The organism is Bifidobacterium canis (assembly GCF_009727065.1).
In the GTDB taxonomy this organism is placed as follows: Bacteria; Actinomycetota; Actinomycetes; order Actinomycetales; family Bifidobacteriaceae; genus Bifidobacterium; species Bifidobacterium canis.
The window spans coordinates 149,319-168,293 of sequence record NZ_WNLP01000003.1 but is presented as its reverse complement, the minus strand read 5'-3'; the positions used below and the strand labels follow the sequence as shown (position 1 = coordinate 168,293).

13 protein-coding genes are annotated in these 18,975 nt (G+C 57.0%); 5 read left to right on the top strand and 8 right to left on the bottom strand.

From position 1 onward, the window contains the following. Nucleotides 1-84: 84 nt before the first annotated feature. Complete coding sequence (locus tag GSD1FS_RS04530; RefSeq protein WP_155588578.1) at nt 85-948, bottom strand: aldo/keto reductase; 864 nt, start codon at nt 946-948, stop codon at nt 85-87. A gap of 406 nt (nt 949-1,354) precedes the next feature. On the opposite strand from GSD1FS_RS04530, the gene nrdH reads away from it, so the two are divergent. The 4 genes from nrdH to nrdF all read left to right on the top strand — a co-directional run bounded on the left by nrdH (nt 1,355) and on the right by nrdF (nt 5,348). Beyond that, the gene (nrdH, locus tag GSD1FS_RS04525; protein ID WP_155588577.1) at nt 1,355-1,609 is read left to right on the top strand and encodes a glutaredoxin-like protein NrdH; all 255 of its coding nucleotides are present in this window, start codon (nt 1,355-1,357) and stop codon (nt 1,607-1,609) included. After that, nucleotides 1,606-2,028, top strand: a complete 423-nt coding sequence (gene nrdI, locus GSD1FS_RS04520) for a class Ib ribonucleoside-diphosphate reductase assembly flavoprotein NrdI (RefSeq protein ID WP_155588576.1) — start codon at nt 1,606-1,608, stop codon at nt 2,026-2,028. Before nrdH ends, nrdI begins: the two co-directional genes overlap by 4 nt. 84 nt (nt 2,029-2,112) lie before the next feature. Next, complete coding sequence (nrdE, locus tag GSD1FS_RS04515; protein WP_155588575.1) at nt 2,113-4,275, top strand: class 1b ribonucleoside-diphosphate reductase subunit alpha; 2,163 nt, start codon at nt 2,113-2,115, stop codon at nt 4,273-4,275. A 107-nt stretch (nt 4,276-4,382) separates the two neighbouring features. Next, nucleotides 4,383-5,348: a class 1b ribonucleoside-diphosphate reductase subunit beta gene (gene nrdF / locus GSD1FS_RS04510; RefSeq protein ID WP_155588574.1), complete on the top strand. Its 966-nt coding sequence runs from the start codon at nt 4,383-4,385 to the stop codon at nt 5,346-5,348. A gap of 582 nt (nt 5,349-5,930) precedes the next feature. Here the strand turns inward: nrdF and GSD1FS_RS04505 are convergent. The 7 genes from GSD1FS_RS04505 to GSD1FS_RS04475 all read right to left on the bottom strand — a co-directional run bounded on the left by GSD1FS_RS04505 (nt 5,931) and on the right by GSD1FS_RS04475 (nt 17,558). Beyond that, nucleotides 5,931-8,126 carry a DUF2207 domain-containing protein gene (locus tag GSD1FS_RS04505; RefSeq protein WP_155588573.1) on the bottom strand — a complete coding sequence of 732 codons (2,196 nt, stop codon included), beginning with the start codon at nt 8,124-8,126 and terminating at the stop codon, nt 5,931-5,933. Between the two features lie 111 nt (nt 8,127-8,237). Beyond that, nucleotides 8,238-8,816 (bottom strand): LemA family protein, encoded by a 579-nt coding sequence (locus GSD1FS_RS04500; protein WP_155588572.1) that lies wholly within the window; start codon nt 8,814-8,816, stop codon nt 8,238-8,240. Nucleotides 8,817-9,005: 189 nt separating this feature from the next. Next, on the bottom strand, nt 9,006-11,924 hold the full coding sequence (locus GSD1FS_RS04495; RefSeq protein ID WP_155588571.1) for a glycoside hydrolase family 16 protein: 2,919 nt from the start codon (nt 11,922-11,924) through the stop codon (nt 9,006-9,008). Between the two features lie 34 nt (nt 11,925-11,958). Beyond that, nucleotides 11,959-12,840: a carbohydrate ABC transporter permease gene (locus GSD1FS_RS04490; RefSeq protein ID WP_155588570.1), complete on the bottom strand. Its 882-nt coding sequence runs from the start codon at nt 12,838-12,840 to the stop codon at nt 11,959-11,961. After that, nucleotides 12,837-13,616, bottom strand: a complete 780-nt coding sequence (locus GSD1FS_RS04485; RefSeq protein WP_343030198.1) for a carbohydrate ABC transporter permease — start codon at nt 13,614-13,616, stop codon at nt 12,837-12,839. Before GSD1FS_RS04485 ends, GSD1FS_RS04490 begins: the two co-directional genes overlap by 4 nt. Before the next feature lie 293 nt (nt 13,617-13,909). Further along, the gene (locus GSD1FS_RS04480) at nt 13,910-15,262 is read right to left on the bottom strand and encodes an ABC transporter substrate-binding protein (protein WP_155588568.1); all 1,353 of its coding nucleotides are present in this window, start codon (nt 15,260-15,262) and stop codon (nt 13,910-13,912) included. Nucleotides 15,263-15,347: 85 nt separating this feature from the next. Further along, nucleotides 15,348-17,558 (bottom strand): alpha-galactosidase, encoded by a 2,211-nt coding sequence (locus tag GSD1FS_RS04475; protein ID WP_155588567.1) that lies wholly within the window; start codon nt 17,556-17,558, stop codon nt 15,348-15,350. A 315-nt stretch (nt 17,559-17,873) separates the two neighbouring features. Here GSD1FS_RS04475 and GSD1FS_RS04470 point away from each other — a divergent pair, with 315 nt between their 5' ends. Continuing rightward, nucleotides 17,874-18,902, top strand: coding sequence for a LacI family DNA-binding transcriptional regulator (locus GSD1FS_RS04470; protein WP_196425031.1), 1,029 nt, complete (start codon nt 17,874-17,876; stop codon nt 18,900-18,902). Nucleotides 18,903-18,975 lie beyond the last annotated feature (73 nt).

Genomic DNA, 18,975 nt, shown 5'->3' with positions numbered 1-18,975 from the left:
GTGCGCGCGTGCGCGGCGAAGCTGCCGCGCACAGCAGACACTAGGTGCGGTAATACCTAATAATTACCCAATATTCGGCGGATTTCAGCCGAGCTTGGCGAGTTCTTCCTCGCTGAGTTCGAGTTCGCCGGCGTGCAGACTGTCGAGAATCGTAGCCGGACGATGCGCGCCAGGGATCACGAACACATGGTCGCCCTTGGCGAGCTCCCACGCGAGCACCACCTGCTGATAGCTCACGTTGTGCGCGGCGGCGACTTCACGGAACGGGTCGAACTTCGATTCGTCCTTCGGCTTGCGGAAGCCGCCGAGCGGACTCCAGCACACGAAGCTCAGGCCAACTTTGCCGCAGTAATCAAGCGTGTCAATGGTTTCTGTGTAAATCGGCGAATACTGGTTCTGCACGGCGACGAACAGGTCGCCGAGAATCTCGCGCGCAATGTCGATCTGCTCGATCGACGCGTTGGAAATGCCGATGGTGCGGGCGACGCCCTGCTTGGCGATCTCCTTCATCGCCTCGCATGATTCGCCGTACGGAATCTTCGGGTCTGGGCGGTGGAAGTAGAGCAGGTCGATCGTGTCGACACCGAGGGCGAGCGCGCTCTCCTTGGCGCGGCGAATCAGGTTCTCCGGGCGGCCGTCGACGTCCCACGTTGGCTTGCCGTCGGTGAAGTTGCGGAAATGGCCGACTTTCGTAGCCACGAGCACTTCGTCTTTCGGTCCCTTCCATGTGCTCATCGCCTCGCGCACGAGCTTTTCGCCAGTCTGCTCCTCGCCACCGGAGCAGTAATACGCCCACGCGGTGTCGATCTGGCGGCAGCCGGCGTCGAGCGCGGCGTGAATGGTGTCGATGCCCATCTGCGGGCCGAGATTGTTCTCGATAGTCAGCGGCATTTCGCCAAGACCGATCGCCGTGGTGTCGAATGGGCCGAGATTCCTGTGCAATACCATATGTTCTCCTTATGTGAGCCTCTGCGTACGCGCGTTCTGCTTCGTGCCTCGCCGTGCCGCAGCGTCAGCGCAGCACATTCCTCCTCCATCATACGGGTTTGCCTCTGCCTGCTTCTTCGCGACCAACACATCAGTTGCGCGGTAGAAAGGGAGTGCGTCAAATAGCGAACGGCTCGGTGCGTCGTGTGAGAAACATCACACGCGGTTTGCGGGCACATTGACCGTCGGCAAAAGCGGTTGCGAAGTGTTCGCCAATAATTGCACCGCGTGTCTTGGCGTCACGCGCGCAATGTGGTTTTCATCACATCAACAAATCACTAGATATTGTGCTCTATGCAACTAGCAGGCACAAGATATGGTTATATGTGCTTTCAATAATCACAACCATGAAGTGAACCGAGGAGCCATGCAGATCACAGTATATTCCAAGCCAAACTGCCCGCAATGCGCAGCGACCAAGCGCGCATTCGATCGAATGGGATTGGAGTACGGCGTCATCGACATCACGCAGGACGCTCACGCATTGGCACAGCTGCAGGAAGCCGGCTTCAAGCAGGCTCCCGTTGTGGTCGCGGGCGAAGACTGGTGGTCGGGCTACCGCCCAGACAAGATTCGCCAGCTCGCAGCAGAACCGGCACAAGCGGGCGCGGGACTGCGATGAGCGCGATCGTCTATTTTTCGTCGGCCTCGCGCAACACCGAGCGGTTCGTCGACAGCTGTGATTTTCCGGCACTCGGCGTGAACGTGCGGCGCATCCCGCTGCTGCCCGCCGACGATCCGCTGACCGTGCACGAGCCGTTTATTCTGATCGTGCCCACATACGGCGGCGGCGACGCGCGCAAAGCCGTGCCTGTGCAAGTGAAGCGTTTTCTCAACGACGCCGGCAATCGCCAGTGGATTCGCGGGGTGATCGCGTCCGGCAACACGAATTTCGGCGAAGCATACGCAGCTGCAGGGCCGATCGTAGCGCGCAAATGCCGCGTGCCGCTTATGTATCGCTTCGAACTGATGGGCACGCGCGAAGACGTGACTGCCGTGCGCAACGGCGTCGCGAAGTTCTTCGCCGAACACCCCAGCTAAAAGAAATCCTCTGATTTGCTGCTTTGCCAAAACAGCAAATCAGCGCAAACCGCACAAACCGCACAACCACCACAGAAAAGCATCATGAGTACTTCAAGCAATCCTTCAAACGACTACCATGCCCTCAATGCCATGCTCAATCTCTACGATGAGCAGGGGCAGATCCAGTTCGACAAAGACCACGAGGCGGTGCGCGCATTCCTCGCCAACCACGTCGCGCCGCGCACGATGCAGTTCGCCAGCACGGGCGAGCGTCTGCGTTACTTGATCGACAACGCATACTACGAAGCGGCCGTGTTCGAGCGCTACTCCCCCGAGTTCCTCGACCGTTTCTACGCTCGCGCGGAAGAGCTACGCAGCGAGTTCGGCGAAACCGACGAGTTTGAGACGTTCCTGGGCGCGTTCAAGTTCTACAGGTCGTATGCGCTCAAAACGTTCGACGGCGAACGCTATCTCGAGAACTTCGCGCAACGTGCCGCGGCGGTGGCGCTCACTCTCGCAAACGGCGACGAAGAGATGGCGAATACGACGCTCGAAGAGATCGTGTCTGGCCGCTTCCAGCCAGCCACCCCGACGTTCCTGAATCTCGGCAAAGCGCAGCGCGGCGAACCCGTCAGCTGTTTCCTCGTGCGCATTGAAGACAACATGGAGTCGATTTCGCGCGGCATCAACGCGGCGCTGCAGTTGAGCAAGCGCGGCGGTGGCGTGGCGCTGCTGCTGAGCAATCTGCGCGAGGAGGGCGCGCCGATCAAGCACATCGAAAACCAGTCGAGTGGCGTGGTCCCCGTGATGAAACTGCTCGAAGACTCGTTCAGCTACGCGAATCAACTCGGCGCGCGCCAAGGTGCTGGTGCCGTATACCTGCACGCGCATCACCCCGATATTTTGAAGTTCCTCGACACGAAGCGAGAGAATGCCGACGAGAAGATTCGCATCAAGTCGCTCGCGTTTGGCGTTGTGATTCCCGACATCACGTTCCAGCTCGCCAAGGAGAAGCGTCAGATGGCGCTGTTCAGTCCGTATGATGTCGAGCGCGTGTATGGCGTGCCGTTCGCAGACATCAACGTGACCGAAAAATATGAGGAAATGCTAGCAGACGAGCGCATTCATAAGAAGATGATCGACGCGCGCGAGTTCTTCACTACGCTCGCGCAGATTCAGTTCGAGTCCGGTTACCCGTACATTCTGTTCGAGGACACGGCGAATCGGGCGAATCCCATCGCCGGGCACATCACGATGAGCAACCTGTGCTCGGAGATTCTGCAGGTGCAGGAACCGAGCGAATACAACGAAGATTTGAGTTACGCGCACGTGGGGCGCGACGTGAGCTGCAATCTCGGCTCGCTGAACATTGCGCGCGCCATGGACGGCGGGCTCGCCACGCCGGTGAACGCCGCCATTCGCGCGCTCACCGCGGTTTCGCAGAACACGCATATCGACTGCGTGCCGTCGATTCGCCGCGCGAACGACGAAGGGCACGCCATTGGCTTGGGTCAGATGAATCTGCACGGCTTCCTCGCGCGCGAAGGCATTCTCTACGGCAGTGAGGAGGCACTCGACTTCACGAACATCTATTTCATGACGGTCGCCTTCCACGCATACACGGCGTCGCACGAGCTCGCCGTGGAAAATGGCACGCCGTTCGCGAGTTTCGCAAGTTCTGATTATGCGAAACCGAGCGGCGAGGGTAACTATTTCGACAAATATTTGGACGGTTCGCTCGACATCGCGCCGCGCACGAACACCGTGCGCGAGCTGTTCGCGAAGTTCGGCGTGCAGATTCCCACTGCCGACGATTGGCGCGCGCTGCAGCAGGCGATTCTGCGCGACGGCATCTACAACCAGTATTTGCAGGCCGTTCCGCCGACCGGCTCGATCTCATACATCAATCACGCCACGAGCTCGATCCACCCGATCGCGTCGAAAATCGAGATTCGCAAAGAAGGCAAGATCGGCCGCATGTATTACCCGGCGCCTTACATGACGAACGAGAACCTCGCCATGTATGCCGACGCGTACGAAATCGGCTGGAAGGCGATTGTCGACACGTACGCGGAGGCCACCAAACACGTGGATCAGGGGCTCTCGCTCACGCTGTTCTTCCCCGACACGGTGACGACGCGCGATCTCAACAAAGCGCAGATCTACGCGTGGCGCAAGGGCATCAAAACGCTGTATTACATCCGCATTCGCCAACAGGCGCTCGAAGGTACCGAAGTGGAGGGCTGCGTGAGCTGCATGCTCTGAACACGAGTTCGGATTGCACGCTGAACACACAACGCTATGCAACACCGCGCGCCTGCGCAATACTTAACTCAATTTCAATACTTGTACTTGCAAATAAGGAGAACACCATGCCAAAGCTCATCGACCGCGTGACCGCCATCAACTGGAACCGGCTGGAAGACGAAAAAGACCTCGAAGTTTGGGATCGTCTCACCGGCAACTTCTGGCTTCCCGAAAAAGTGCCGGTTTCCAACGATATTCCAGATTGGCGCAATATGAGTGAAGCTGAGCACACGCTCACGATGCGCGTGTTCACCGGCTTGACGCTGCTCGACACGATTCAGGGCACGGTGGGCGCGGTCAGCTTGATTCCAGACGCGCTCACCCCGCACGAAGAGGCCGTTTACACGAACATCGCGTTCATGGAGAGCGTGCACGCGAAGAGCTATTCGTCGATTTTCTCGACGCTGTGCTCGACGAAGCAGATCGACGACGCGTTCAGCTGGAGTGAGCAGAATCCGCACCTGCAGCGCAAGGCGCAGATCGTGCTCGACTACTACGAGGGCGATGATCCGCTCAAACGCAAGGTCGCGTCGACGTTGCTCGAATCGTTCCTGTTCTATTCCGGATTCTATTTGCCGATGTATTTCTCCGCGCATGCAAAGCTGACGAACACAGCAGATGTTATTCGCTTGATTATTCGCGACGAAGCCGTGCACGGCTACTACATCGGCTATAAATATCAGCAAGGGCTCGCCCTGGCCAGCGACGCGAAGCGCAGCGAGATGGAAAGCTACACGTACGATCTGCTCAACGAACTGTATGACAACGAAGTTGCCTACACACATTCGCTGTATGACGAGGTGGGTTTGAGCGATGACGTCGAGATGTTCCTGCACTACAACGCAAACAAAGCATTGATGAATCTGGGGTATCCGGCGCTGTTCCCGAGCGAGATCTGCAATGTGAATCCGGCGATTCTCGCCGCACTCTCGCCGAATGCCGACGAGAACCACGACTTCTTCTCCGGCTCCGGCAGCTCCTATGTGATGGGCAAGGCCGAAGAAACCGACGACGAAGACTGGGACTTCTAATCTATAGAATATTTATTAATAATAATATATTAAATAATTGAATTATTATTCACTAATTTGCCGTTGCCGACAGATACTCTACAGCACCTGCCGGCAACGGCAAATCCATCTGTCAGGACATCAAATCTATAGAGCACAGCGACAAACCACCTGTCAAAACGTCAAATCTAAATATTAGAACGTCAAATCCAATCGACAAAACAGCAAAACAACCGATCATTTGCCGTTTTACCAACTGGTTTTGCTGTTTTGACTTACATATTCATGCCAAAAGCAGTAAAACAGCAAAATAATCTGCAAAACAGCAAAAGTATCATATTTGCTGTTTCTACACTTTGTTTTGCTGTTTTAGCATGTTTTATGGGATGAAATACTGTAAAAACGTCAAATCCATATGTCAGAACAGCGAAAATACAGTATTCTTGCTGTTTTGACATATGGATTTGACGTTTTGGCATATGAATTTGCCGTTTGCGCAGTCGCATGTGCCGCTGCCAACAGAACTCGGAGAGAATCTGCCAACAGCGGCAGCACTAGTTTTGCTGGGGATTGCAAACAGCTGAGGATTGCAACGACCAGATATTAGCGGCCGCCGAAGGAGCCTCCGCCGGAACCGCCTCCGGAACCGCCGAAACCACCGCCACTGAACGAGCCACCGGAGCCGCCCGACGAGGATGGTGCGGCGGCACTGATCGTGGACTGAATCGACGAGAAGCCGGAGCTGATCTGCGTGCCGAGGTCGCCGAACCCAGCCGAGAAGCCACCGTTGCCGGATGCAAGATTGCCGAAGCCAGCGCCCGCGATCGTCGATGGTCTGGTGGACCAATACACCAAGCCCATCGTGCTCGCGTTGCTGTCGAGCCAACCGGGGTCGTTCACTTCAGGGTATGCCTCAGCCAGCTGCTGCAAAGCCTTCTTCGAAATGCCGAACGCGGTGGCGTAGACCAAGTACCTGTCCCACAGCGTCAAGTCAAGCACACCACGGTCGGAGAACTCACTGAAGTCTTCCAGATAGTGCGCCAAACCGAGCACCTGACCGGCATATGGCTGGCCGGTATCGGTCAAACCGGTGTGAACGCTGTATGAAGCCGCGAACACGCCCGCGATCGCAGTCGGCAAACTGATGCACAGTGCGAGCGCGATGTTATTGTCGACGCTGACGAACACGAACGCGCCCAACAATGCCAGAATGATCGAAAGCGTGCCGCATGTTGTCGCCGCACCGCCCACGCTCTTCGTGGCGTTCAGCTGCGTGAGCTCCTGCTCGCAGGCAGAGTCGAAGCGTTCGACAGCCTTGTAGCCCTTCTCCCACTTCTTGAAAGCGCGATTCATCTGGTCGAAGTCGAACACCGGCGTGTTCAACCGTTTGTATGCCTCTTTGAAGATGTCGAGCAGGCGCTCCTCCGACTGGCTCAGATTGAGTTCGGTGTGCACATCTGCAAGCGCACGCGGCATGATCACCACAGTGCTTGTTTTGCTGAACTTTCTGTTGTGTTCCGCCTGCATCGAAATCATCTGTGCGAGTGAAGCGGAATTCGCGCGACTCATGTCGATGCCACGATAGGTGTCTGCATTGCCCGGGTAGATGGCGATCGCGCCCTTGCTCACCAGCGACATGGCTGTGGCTGCCATCTCCCTGTTGCTCAACGTGCCACTCTTTTTGCCTGGTGCCACGACGTCGTAGAGTCGTGCCGCAGCAGCTGGGCTCATTTGCGGCGGGTCGCGCCAATATGTGATGTCGCCGGTGTATCGGCTCGCCTTCACGCTCTTGATTGCGGAATAGATGCCGAAGATCGCGAGCGCCAAGCCAGCAACTGCGAACGAAATCCACACAACCAGTCGCTGAACGGCCTGCTTGTGCTGTCGCTCACGCCATTGCTGTTCCTGCCGTGTTTCGTCGTCGATCGTCCACTGACGAGTATCGGAGTTGTTGTGCCGTTTCACACCCTTCATGAGGTTGGCGTTCACCATGACCACCATGTCGAGGTATCGCCCTGCATCCACGTTGTAGGCGGTGAATTGGAGCTTGTTCCCCGAGTGACTCGTAGTGGAGTTGCCGGCATAGTGCAGCCACGCCCACATGCTCTTGCTGTTCGCGCCTTCCGGCAGCGTCACGGTGGTGTTCATCACCTTGATCGGCGTCGGGTTCGATTCCCCGAACGGCTCCCACTGGAATTTTGCGACGTCGTTGTATTCGGTCGTCACGCCTTCCCAGGTCATGTCGATCTGGAACCGCAGGCTCGACCGCGACTCGGTGGCGGGAATGTTCCAGCCGATCTCCACAGTCTTCGCATCATCGTCGTCCGCGCTGCTCGCCACCCCATCCGTTTTCGTGTCGAACGGCTGAGGATCATCTTCGTCGTCGGTGACGTCGGCGATATACCAATGATTCGCATATTTACTGTTCCACGTGCTCAGCGGCACGTCACTCGGAGATTGCGGATCTATCTGCGAATACTTCTTGCCGGAACTCAGATTCGTCACGCTGATGTTCGTGATATTCGTCAACTTCGACGGATTCAGCGTGTACTGCTGAAACAACTGCTTCCACGGCACGGTGTTGTCATCGTCATCAGTGCGCGAATCCAACTTCATATCGATGGTCTCGCGAATGCGCAGATCGCCGTTCTGCTCGACGGTCACGTCGTAATCAAGCGAATTGTAGGTGAGATCAGAGTCGTTACCATTCGCTTCCAGCACGCCGAACATCGCGACGATGGCGACGAGTATCACACTGACCGTGATCGACGTGAACGCTGATTTACCCAGTCTTTTCATCGGTTTTCCCAGTTCTATTGCACACGCTTACCGCTCGCATATGCGAGCACACACAATATTCGGCGTGTTCGCGCAGCACAATGAGCTGCACGAGCACGCCGGACACTGACGCTAGAACTTGACTTGCGGCACGTTCTGACGCGTCTGCTCGTCGACGTTGAAGTATTGGGCCGGCATGAAGTGGAACATGTTGGCGATGATGTTCGTCGGCACCTGCATGATCTTGTTGTTGTATTTGAGCACAACATCGTTGTAGAACTGGCGGCCGTACGCAATCTTGTCTTCCAAACCAGCCAGCTTCTGCTGCAGATCCATGAAGTTCTGATTCGCCTTGAGATCTGGGTATGCCTCGGCAGTGGCGCGCAGATTGACCATGGCATTGCTCAACTGCTGCTCGGCTGCCGCGCGCTGCTCGAGCGTCGTGTTCGGATTGTTCGCCGCCGCGATCACTCCGGCGCGCGCCTGCGTCACCCGCGTGAACACGTTCGACTCGTGCCCGGCGTAGCCCTTCACCGTTTCCACGAGATTCGGAATGAGATCGGCGCGCTGCTTGAGCAGCACGTCTACCTGAGCCCAACCATTGCTGACGCGATTGCGCATGGTGACCAGGCCGTTGTACATGCTGATCACCCAGATCACCAGCACCACTATGATTGCGATGACAATGATCGCAACGATTCCACCACTCATGTTCTCTCCTTGAACTCCGGACGCCTCCTAGACTCTGGCATCACTAGTTACAAATTATCGCATCTCTACATTTGCTTCACAAAACCTCGTCCAGCTCGTGGGCTGATGCGCGCGGTTTGACTAATAAACCGAGAGGGTGAGGCGGCAGAGCCAACCTCACCCTCTCAGTGATTATCGTTGAATTATCGGTCAGTCGTTGTAAGACTTAGCTTCGCGACGACTGTGCTCGCAAAGCACTATGGCGAGCGCGATCGTCACGAGCAATGCCGACAGTGCAACCGGCCAGATAACCGGCGCACCCGTCTGCACCAAGCCGACGGCGTGACGCTGTTCACCTACGGCTGCTTCGCGCTTGCCGAGCGTTGTAGCCGGTGCTTTGGCGAATGGTTTCACGGTAGATGCCGGCAGGCTCGGCTTGCCGCTTGGCACACCGGTTTGCGAACCGGAAGTTCCGGCGTTCCCACCGGTGTTTCCGCTTGGCACAGTCGGCGTAGTCGGTTCGGCCGGTTTGCTTGGCGTCGTCGGCTCATCAGGTGTGGTCGGTTCGCCAGGCGTATCCGTCTGTTCGACGTCGTTCACATGCTCCTTGCTCTGCAGGAACGTCGCTTTTGCGAGTTGCACATCGGTATGCAGCACTGGTAGACGTTCGCCTGCAGCGGTGGAATATGTGACCCCGTTGAGGTTCGGGAACACCGCACGCACATATTTCGTGCCTTCCGGCAATGAGTAGGCGTCGAACGTCGTGCGAGCGTATGCCGGGTAGTCTTCAACGTAGTTGTCGACCACGGAAACCGTCGCCAGCTCCCACGTCGCCCCGTCTTTTGATGTTTCCACACGGAAGTCGATGTTCGCGCCGTCGTTGAGTCCGGAGCGAATGGAGTAACCGTGCCATTCGTTCGCCGCGTTCGACCAGTCGTATCGATCGTAGATCGTCTGGTAATACGCCGTCAGATGCGCGTCTTTCGCGCCCGGCACATACCATGTGATCGACTGATCCGCGCCCGCATCTTCCTTGGTCATGACGCGGTTCGTCTCATACCTCGGCTGGCCTCCATAGAAGAAGTTGTTCTTGTTCTGCCATTGCTCGCTGCCGTTCGACACGGTTTCCAAACCGTCGGTCGCCGCCGACGAGCCGATGCGATACGCCCCTGCGGGGAACTGCTTGGCATCACTCAGTCCTTCGAGATCGTCAAAACGCACCTGATCTTGGTCTGCGCGCTGATACACGCGCACCCAGTCCACGAGGAAGTCGCTGTTCTGCTTGGTGTTCTGGCGTGAATAGTCCACGTCTCCCACCCAGCCGTCACCGACCTGCGTTTCGAGAATCGGGAACATCGGGCGATTATGCATGCCGTCGCGCCCATCGTCACGCCCGCGCGTGCTGGTGAACACGAACCGCCCGTCGATGTACCAGTTGATGCGTTCCGGGCTCCACTCCACTTCGTAGACGTGGAATGCCTGGCTCCACGCCTCCCAGTTGGTGTTCGCCTTGCCATCAGACTGCTTGTTCTTGTCGAGAATACCGAAATGGTTGGTGGTCCAAGCCGTCCATGGATCCTGCCCCAAGTATTCGAGCACGTCGATTTCGTCGTGACCCGTTTCGTCTTGCGACAGCATCCAGATGGCCGGCCAGATGCCTTGCGAATCGTTGACTTTCGCGCGAACCGCCATGCGCCCGTTCTGGAACGAATATTTGTTCTTCGATTCCAAGCGGCCGGATGACCACGTCACTTTCTTCTCGTTGAGTTGCGTGCCGTAATCGTCGTAGCCCACGGCTTGCTTGAGCGCTTGGGTCGAGCCGTAGTTCTTCGTGTTGATCGCAAGGTAGCTGTTGTCGCCGTCTTTGGTGATGCCGACTGCATCGCGGTTGTAGATCGCACCGTGGTTCGCCATGCCATCGATGATGTTCCACTTGCTCTCGTCGATGGAGTCACCGTTGAACTCGTCGCTCCACGCAAGCGTGTCGTATTCCGATTCCGGCGACACATATTGCGCGCGCGACTCATCGTAGGAACTGCCAGTCGCCCAAATCTGCACTTCCGAATATTTCGTTGGACTGTTGGCGTTCCTGTTGACGGTGAAGCGCACGTCGGAGCCTTGCATGTCGGTTTCCACGACGATCGGCTCGTCTCCCACGGTGACGTTGCTGTGCTCGTAGACCGCGGTTCCACGCGAACTTGGCGTTGACGCTATGCTGACGCGAATGGAATCGTAGGTGCCCGGTTCCAGTTTCACGACTATTTTGCGAATGCGATACGTGTTCTTGTATTCGAACTGCAACCAGTGCAATCCGAGCGAGTTGTGCACAGCATAGTTGCTGTCCATCTTCCCGTCGTTGATCGCCTCGATATTCGTGGGTGCCAAGCCATACACGTATGGAGTCTTGCCCAGCGCGATATTGTGCAGCTCTTCTTGTGCGGGAGGTGCTTCCGAATCCTTGAGTTTGGCGAGCACTTCTATTTCGCGGAACTGCACGCCATTGCTGTAGCCAGCCCACGATGAATTGGTGTTGCGAATATAGTGCCCTCGCTGCCAGATTCTGACGTAGCGAGCGTCGATCTGCCCTCCGGTCGGCACGATTTTCTGCGCCGCCAAATGCGTCGCAGTGGTCTCCTCGTAGTCGGCGGGTCCGCTGATCACCGTGGACTGCGAGAAATCCGCGGTATTCGAGACTTCGACTTTTACTTGCTTGAATGTGGAGACGGCGTTCTCGTACCCGTTGTGGTAGAGGTTCACTGCGGTGATGCTGCGGCTCTCCCCCAGATCGTATTGCAGATACACGTCGTTCCATTGCGCGTACCCGTTGTCTTCACCGCCGGTTTCGTCTCCTGCGTTGACTCGGGTGGAGGCTGCATCGCCGAGATCGGCATATGTGCCGTCGGTTGCAGCCGCCGGATTGAGTATCGTCACCTGAGGCACGGTAGACATTCCGGTGTCGATGAGATTGGTGCTGTTCGTCGTCGGCTGTTTGCCCAGCAGCACGTTCCCGACGTTCGCTGTTTGGCTCGATTCCTCACCGCGCGCTGGTATGCACGGCAGTGCGGCGAGGGATGCCGCCGCGAGCACGGCAACGACGGCTCGCGATACGTTTTTCGTGAGTTGCATCATCGTTATTCACTTTCTTGAAAAATATTGAGATTACTCACTTCACTGCGCCTCCGGTGATGCCGCTGATGATCTTGCGCTGTGCGAAGGCGAAGACGATGAGCAGCGGGAGACTCATGAGAATGATGTAGGCGAAGATCAGATGCCAGTTGTTCAAATACAGACCGGCGGAGGCGACGTTATACAGATTGAGCGGCAGAAGATTTACCTTCCCCGACAGAATGAACAGCGAATAGAACACGTCGTTCCAAATGTAGAGCGTCACGAGAATCGTCGCTGTAGACAGCGTTGGCAAAAGCAGCGGCAGCACGATCGTGAAGAAGATGCGTGCAGGGCCAGCGCCGTCAATGCGTGCGGCTTCTTCGAGGGAGACTGGAATCGTTCGGATGAAACCGGTGACGAAGAAGATGACGGTGGAGAGGTAGATGCCCACATACACGCCGATCATGCCGGGAATCGTGCCAGACAATCCAGTCATTTTCAGCAGCATCATCACTGTGACGACTGCCGGCGGCAGAATCAAGCCGGAGATAGACAGCGCGTATACGATTGCCATCGGCTTGGTGGTGCGGCGGGCGAGCACCCAGGCAGCCATCGAGCCGAACAGCAGTGCCAGGAACACCGATGGCACGGTGACGAGCACCGAGCCGAAGAACGCCGACACCATCTTGCCATCTGTGATGACGGTGCGGAAGTTCTCCAACAACTGCCAATGCGACGGCAGGCTCATGTTCGGATTGATGGCCTCGGCTTGGCTCTTGCCCGCCGTCACGATGAGCAGCCAGAACGGTATGCCGAGCAACAGCAGCATCACGACCACCACCAGAATGGCGTGCACGATGACATGCGTTTTGCTCATTTTGTTGACGGCTACCGAATCATTCACTTTGGGAGCAGCCCCATATGTTGCGGAACTCATAGCGTCTTCGCCTCTCTTCTGCGCAGGAACCAAATCAGCGGCAAGGCCACAGCCGTCACCATGACGAACAGCACGAGGCTCATCGTCGTAGACTGCGAATACAGCCCCTTGCCGAATGTGCGCCACACGAATATGTTCAAAATCTCCGTGGAACCTCCCGGCCCTCCTGCAGTGGTTGCCTGAACGATGTCGAAGCCGTTCATCGAGCCGAGCAGAGCCGTCGCCACGTTGAACGTGAACGCCGGAGCGAGCAGCGGGAACTTGATCTTCCAGAAGATCTGCCTACGGTTTGCACCATCGATCGAAGCGGCTTCAAGCACATCCGGGTCGATCGTTTTGAGACCGGCGAGGAATATCAGCATCGACAAGCCCATCCACTTCCAGCCGTGAATGGCGGCGACGAGCACGAGCGTCCACACTGGGCTGCCAAGCCACGCGATTTGCACATTGGCACCGGAGATCAGCGACAGCAGCGAGTTGAGTGCACCATCGGTTTTGAGCACCGCCTGCCAAATGTAGCCGACAGCGAGCGCCGACATGATGACGGGGATGAAGAACATCACTCGGGCGAAGCGGTTGAGTCTGGTGTCTTCTTCGAGGAACACCGCCAGAATCAAGCCGAATGTGTTTTGGAAGATCGCGACGAGCACCGCGTAGATGAACGTCGTGCGCAGGTCGCGTGTGAGCGTGCCGGATTGGAAGAGGTCTCTGAAATTGTCGAGGCCATTGAAGTCGATCGTTTTCGAGAATGCCGACCAGTTCGTGAATGCGAACACGAAGTTGAGGATTGTCGGAACGAAGAAGAAGAACAGCAGAACCGCGATCGCGGAACGATGAACCGCACCGGGTAGTTCTGTTTCATCAGTTTGATGCGGGCGTTGACGCGATGCGCGGGTTTCTTCGCTGAAACCTCACCCGTAGTGGTGGAAGTTGTAGTCATGGTGTTAGCTTTCTGGCCTGCCGAGCCCCATTGCTCCGGTTGTAGTGGCCATAGTGTTGAAACATGGCGGTCACATGGTGCGGGCGGGAAATCATGGCACCCGCACCATGCGCCGTCATTGCAAAAGCCTTAGAAGCCCTTGGCTCCCTGAGCCTTTGCAAGCTGTGCGAACTGTTCCTGCGTGGCTTGCGTGACCTGCTCAGGCGTCTTCGTGCCTGCGATCATCTCGGCCAGATAGAGGTACAGATCGGGGTTGGCGATGGCTAGCGACTGCATCGAGCCGGCGCCAGTCTTCACGCATTCGGAGGCATCCATCAGCGCTTGAGGAATCGTGCTTGGGGACTCGACGGTCTTCAACGACGAGATGACGTTCTGGTCTTTGACGAAGTCCTCATAGCCATCGCTCATCCAGTACGAGATGAACTGGCGGGCAGCGGCATCCTTCTTGGAGTCGCCGGTCTTGAACGAGACCACCGCGTTCGTCTGTTCCGGAATGATCGTGCCGATGTTGTCGTCGGTCGAGATCGGGAAGAAGCCGATCTTCTCGTCCAACGCTTCCTTATCGTTATCGGCGAGGGCAGCCACCGAATTGAACAGGCCACCGACGGCGATGATCATGCCAGTCTTGCCGTTCCACAGGGCCGCAGCCTCATCGGAGTCCTTTGCGGTTGTGGCGTTGGAGTTGTAGAGGCCCTTGTCGAAGAGGTCTTTGTAGTTGTCAACGGCCGTCTGCACGGTGCTGTCGGTGAACTTCTCCTTACCGGTGTTGATGCGCTCCCACAGGCCCTTCTTGGCTGCGTCTGCCAGCTGCACCGACACTGCGTATTGCGTTGTCCACTGCGAACCGCCTGCTTCGAAGAACGCCGAATCTGCCGCCTTCGTGCTCTTGACTTTCTGCGCCGTTTCGACGAGTTCGTCCCAATTCTTGGGCAGCTCGTTGATGCCGGCCTTCTTGAACACGTCTTTGTTGTAGAACACGCCTTGCACTGATGGCGAGGAGATCATCGCCGCATAGCGCACGTTGTCAACCACACCGCCGGCATCGGCAATGCCATCGGCGTAGTTGCTCACCCATGGGGCGTTGTCGAGTTTCTGCAATTGGTCTTGAGCCACGAAACCGGCGAGCATCGAGCGGGTCGGCTGCCACATCAGCAGATTGGGAACGTCACCTGTGGTGACTTTCGTCTGCACATTCTGCTCGTAGTTATCGGGGATCGTTTCGATGGTGACTTTCGCTCCGGTTGCTTTTTCGAAGTTCTTCGCCACTGTCTCAGGGATCTTGTTCGACGTTTGCGCCGCCCAGAACTTGAGCTCCACGCCGTCGAGCTTGCCCGTGGCCGAAGGCCAGTAATCCGCTGCGGAAGTGTCGGCATCGGATCCGCTCGATGAACTCGTTGGATTCGAGCATCCCGCCAAGCCAAGCGATGCGGCGAGCAAAACGGCGACTCCTGCGGCGACTCGCCTATTGAGATTGAACTTCATTGTTCTACCTTTCTTTTCTTCTTTGTGTTGACGCCATACCGGCAAGATGCCAATGCGACGCCGCGTTTATGTGCACATCCGCGAACTATGTGTGCGAGGTCGTTGCTCCTCTCTGCGGGTTCGAGATGTCCAAGCATTCGATGAGCACGGCATGTTCCGGCGCCAACTGTGGCGGGCGGATTCCCCATTGCGTCAGGAGGGCGGCGTCGAACACCATGCCCTCGTCGCACCACCAGGGTTGTTCCGTTCTGGTGGAGGGGCTCATTTCGTGCAAATATTGGTTGGCTCCGCCGAAAGGCCGCACAAGGTAGCGATGGCCAGTGGTGAGACCGGGGAATCGGATCGCGCCGTTCGGGTAGGTGTTCGAGCTGGAGACGACGGTGTAGCGATACAAGGCGTGCGAGCCGTCTTGCGACACGATGCCATCGACTCTGACGGCGGCATCATCGATATCCGCATGCACGAGGTTTCCCTCATGCATCCACCCACGTTGCTGCTTGTACAGCGATATCCACTCAGTAAGCTTCTCCAGGTCTTCCTGAGGTACTTGCAGCAGATTCCATTCGACGCCCAGATGCCCGAAGAACGCCATGGCGATGCGGGTCATCAGCGTCGTTTGACGTAGTGTGGCATGGTTCGGTGAAGCAGAGATATGCGTTCCCATCATCTCTTGCGGCACGATCAAGCTCGTGCCTCGTTGAATGTCGACGCGCTCCATCGGATCGGTGCAGTCGGACGCCCAGACTCGATCTGTGCGCTGCAGCATAGCCATATCGATGCGTCCACCGCCCGATGCGCAGCTTTCGATTTCCAGCTGCGGGTAGCGTTGCTTCAGCGCGTCGATCAGCTCATACACCGCCTCGGTTTGCGCATGCACGGCAGGTCGTTCGGAATACAGCGATACCGCCTCTACAACCGGCCTGTTGTGATCCCATTTGATGTAGTCGACGCCACAGTCGTCAATGATGGCACTCAGCGAATTGAAGATGTAGTTGCGCGCGTCAAGGCGACTCATATCGAGAACGTACTGGTCACGTCCCGACAGTCCCAAACGGGTTACGTCAGGTGACAGAATCCAATCCGGATGCGAGCGTGCAAGTTCGGAATCCAAATTGATCATCTCAGGCTCGAACCAGAGTCCGAACTCCATGCCCAATGCGTGCACATGGTCGGCCAGAGCTTGAAGTCCGTTCGGCCACACGGCATCGTCCACTTGCCAGTCACCGAGTCCTGCGGTGTCGGTGCGACGCCCGAGGAACCAGCCATCGTCGACGACGAAACGTTCCACGCCGACCTGCGCGGCAACGTCAGCCAGCTCTAGCAGCGTCTGCTCGTTCTGGCCGTAATACACAGCCTCCCATGTGTTCAGCGTTACCGGCCGCGGCCTGAGTTCGTGAGTGAGTCGCACTGTTTCGCGGAAGCGTTCGCTCGCCTCGTTGAGCCCGTTGCCCAACGAAACCTCCAGCACAGGAGATGCATACGCCTCGTTGTTGTCAAGCGTCACTTCACCGGCATACAGCGCCTCTCCACCGCCCAGCAGTGAACCGCATTGCGGAGTTTTCTCAGCGAAATGCACGGTGTTGCCGCTCCACGCCACGTGTGCGCACATCACACGGCCTCGCTCAAACGAGAAGTCACGCGTACCGGCGCACAGCAGCGTCGTCGAGTCGAATCCGGTGCGACCGACCCACGACTCTTTGGCGTGCAGGCCACTGGTGAATGGCATTCGTTCGATATGCCGCTCACGAAGATGATGCCCAGTGCAGGTCTGCAATTCGGTCATGGAATCCGGCACCGGCACGCTGAGCAGCAGCGAACGCACTTCGAGCGGATCGTCAATGAGATTGGTGAGCCGCGCATGCTGCAGAATCAAGCCAGCCTCATTAATCGAGATCATGATGGCGAGCTGCACGCCGCACTGCTCGTCCACTGCTTCTATATGCGCCCAGGTCTGCGCATTAGTCAGCTCTGTGACGGTGAATCGAGGGAACAACTGCACGCCGTCACGAGCGAGCACCAATTTCGGGGCGCCCAGCCAAGCCTCCGATTGCGTGGGCACAACGCTGGGGTTCTGTGCATGGTCGAGATATGCGCCGATCACTTGAGGGCCACTGACCCCACCAGTTTCGGCGGGCATGTGAGGTGACTGCTCTGAAGCAGAGATGGATGTTGGCATCAGCAGCATCGACTCGATGCGCGGCAGCCCTTCGCTCGGCACGTGCAGTGTGAGCGATGTGCCGGCCATACCGTGAAGACCATTTCCGGCGAGCACTATGGTCGAGGGAATCTGAGTCATGCGATGCCTCAATCTTGAAGAGTTCTGTAGCTTCGTTGCTAAGAAGCAAGCATATCATGGTAGCGGTTACATGTCAATGGGTCTCGATGCTCTTTCTCTGCAAACAGAACTAGACATGTTGCAAAATCGTTGGAATATAAGGTAAAATCAAAACAAATCGACTGAAGTTCGTAAATATGCAAATACGTGCGTATCGTACAATAGAAATCGGTTTCATAAAGAATTGACAGTGACGTCACTGGCCGGCGAATGCAATGCGGCACCGCCAGCCATCGCACCAACTCCTCCACCGCAAAACCTAGAATGAGGAATATCATGATTAGGAAGAAACGTCCGGCCGTCATCAAAGACGTGGCCGCACTTGCTGGCGTCTCAGTCGCCACGGTGTCTCGGTATCTCAACGATTCACCACACATGAGCGACGAAACGCGCCAGCGCATCGCGGAAGCGATCACACTCCTCGACTACCGTCCAAGTCACATCGCCCGCGGTCTTGCCACTTCCAAGGTGCAATCGATCACCGTGCTTTCAAGCGAAACAACGTTGTTCGGCTCGGCATACACGATTCAGGGCATCGAGGTGGCAGCGCAGCGGCAGGGGTATGTGATCAACATCTCCAAGTTGAACACGCAGTGGTCAGATGAATGCAAAAGCACCGTCGATATGGCGCTCGACCAGCATCCAAGCGGCATCATCATTCTGCAATACGACGCCACCGCCATCGAATCGATTCACTACATTCCCGACGATCTGCCATGCGTGCTCATCGGAGGGCGGCCGGACGGCAAGCACGCGCACATCTCATTCGACGAGTATCACGCAGGCTTTGCGATGACCGAGTATCTGCTGTCAACGGGTGTGACGACCGTGCACCATGTTTCTGTTCCTGGTAAAGGCGGCGGCGATGACCGCACCAAAGGGTGGGAAGCGGCACTGCGGCAGCATGGGGCTGTGATATACGAGCCGACCACTGCGGTGTGGTCGCCGGAAAAAGCACGCGAGCTTGGGCGGGACTATGCGCATGACAGCACGGTGGAAGCCATATTCGCGGGCAACGATGAGATCGCCATGGGCATCATCAGCGGTTTGATGGACGAGGGGCGCCGCGTGCCCGAGGATGTTCGTGTGGCTGGGTTCGACGACAATCCGTTGTCGTCCATCTGGAGGCCGGCGATCACCACATATCATCAATATTTCACGCAGGGCGGCGAAGATGCCGTCACCATGCTCATCAAGCAGATCAACGCCTCGCAATCAGCGAATGCAGCAGAGGCAGTAGCTATGGCAACGCAGCCGGAGTCGTTGTGCATCAAAGGTGATCTGCTTATTCGCGAATCCGCGTGAGTGTTGCGCTGTTGCGTGACTTTCATTCACATACAAATGAGGTGGGGTCTGGTTTCCCAGACCCCACCTCACA

What these genes read in the sequence shown, in the direction of transcription:
- GSD1FS_RS04530 (WP_155588578.1), bottom strand. Translation starts at nt 948, where the DNA reads ATGGTATTGCACAGGAATCTCGGCCCATTCGACACCACGGCGATCGGT.
- GSD1FS_RS04470 (WP_196425031.1), top strand. Translation starts at nt 17,874, where the DNA reads ATGATTAGGAAGAAACGTCCGGCCGTCATCAAAGACGTGGCCGCACTT.
- GSD1FS_RS04495 (WP_155588571.1), bottom strand. Translation starts at nt 11,924, where the DNA reads ATGATGCAACTCACGAAAAACGTATCGCGAGCCGTCGTTGCCGTGCTC.
- GSD1FS_RS04505 (WP_155588573.1), bottom strand. Translation starts at nt 8,126, where the DNA reads ATGAAAAGACTGGGTAAATCAGCGTTCACGTCGATCACGGTCAGTGTG.
- nrdI (WP_155588576.1), top strand. Translation starts at nt 1,606, where the DNA reads ATGAGCGCGATCGTCTATTTTTCGTCGGCCTCGCGCAACACCGAGCGG.
- GSD1FS_RS04490 (WP_155588570.1), bottom strand. Translation starts at nt 12,840, where the DNA reads ATGAGTTCCGCAACATATGGGGCTGCTCCCAAAGTGAATGATTCGGTA.
- GSD1FS_RS04480 (WP_155588568.1), bottom strand. Translation starts at nt 15,262, where the DNA reads ATGAAGTTCAATCTCAATAGGCGAGTCGCCGCAGGAGTCGCCGTTTTG.
- nrdH (WP_155588577.1), top strand. Translation starts at nt 1,355, where the DNA reads ATGCAGATCACAGTATATTCCAAGCCAAACTGCCCGCAATGCGCAGCG.
- GSD1FS_RS04475 (WP_155588567.1), bottom strand. Translation starts at nt 17,558, where the DNA reads ATGACTCAGATTCCCTCGACCATAGTGCTCGCCGGAAATGGTCTTCAC.
- nrdE (WP_155588575.1), top strand. Translation starts at nt 2,113, where the DNA reads ATGAGTACTTCAAGCAATCCTTCAAACGACTACCATGCCCTCAATGCC.
- GSD1FS_RS04500 (WP_155588572.1), bottom strand. Translation starts at nt 8,816, where the DNA reads ATGAGTGGTGGAATCGTTGCGATCATTGTCATCGCAATCATAGTGGTG.
- nrdF (WP_155588574.1), top strand. Translation starts at nt 4,383, where the DNA reads ATGCCAAAGCTCATCGACCGCGTGACCGCCATCAACTGGAACCGGCTG.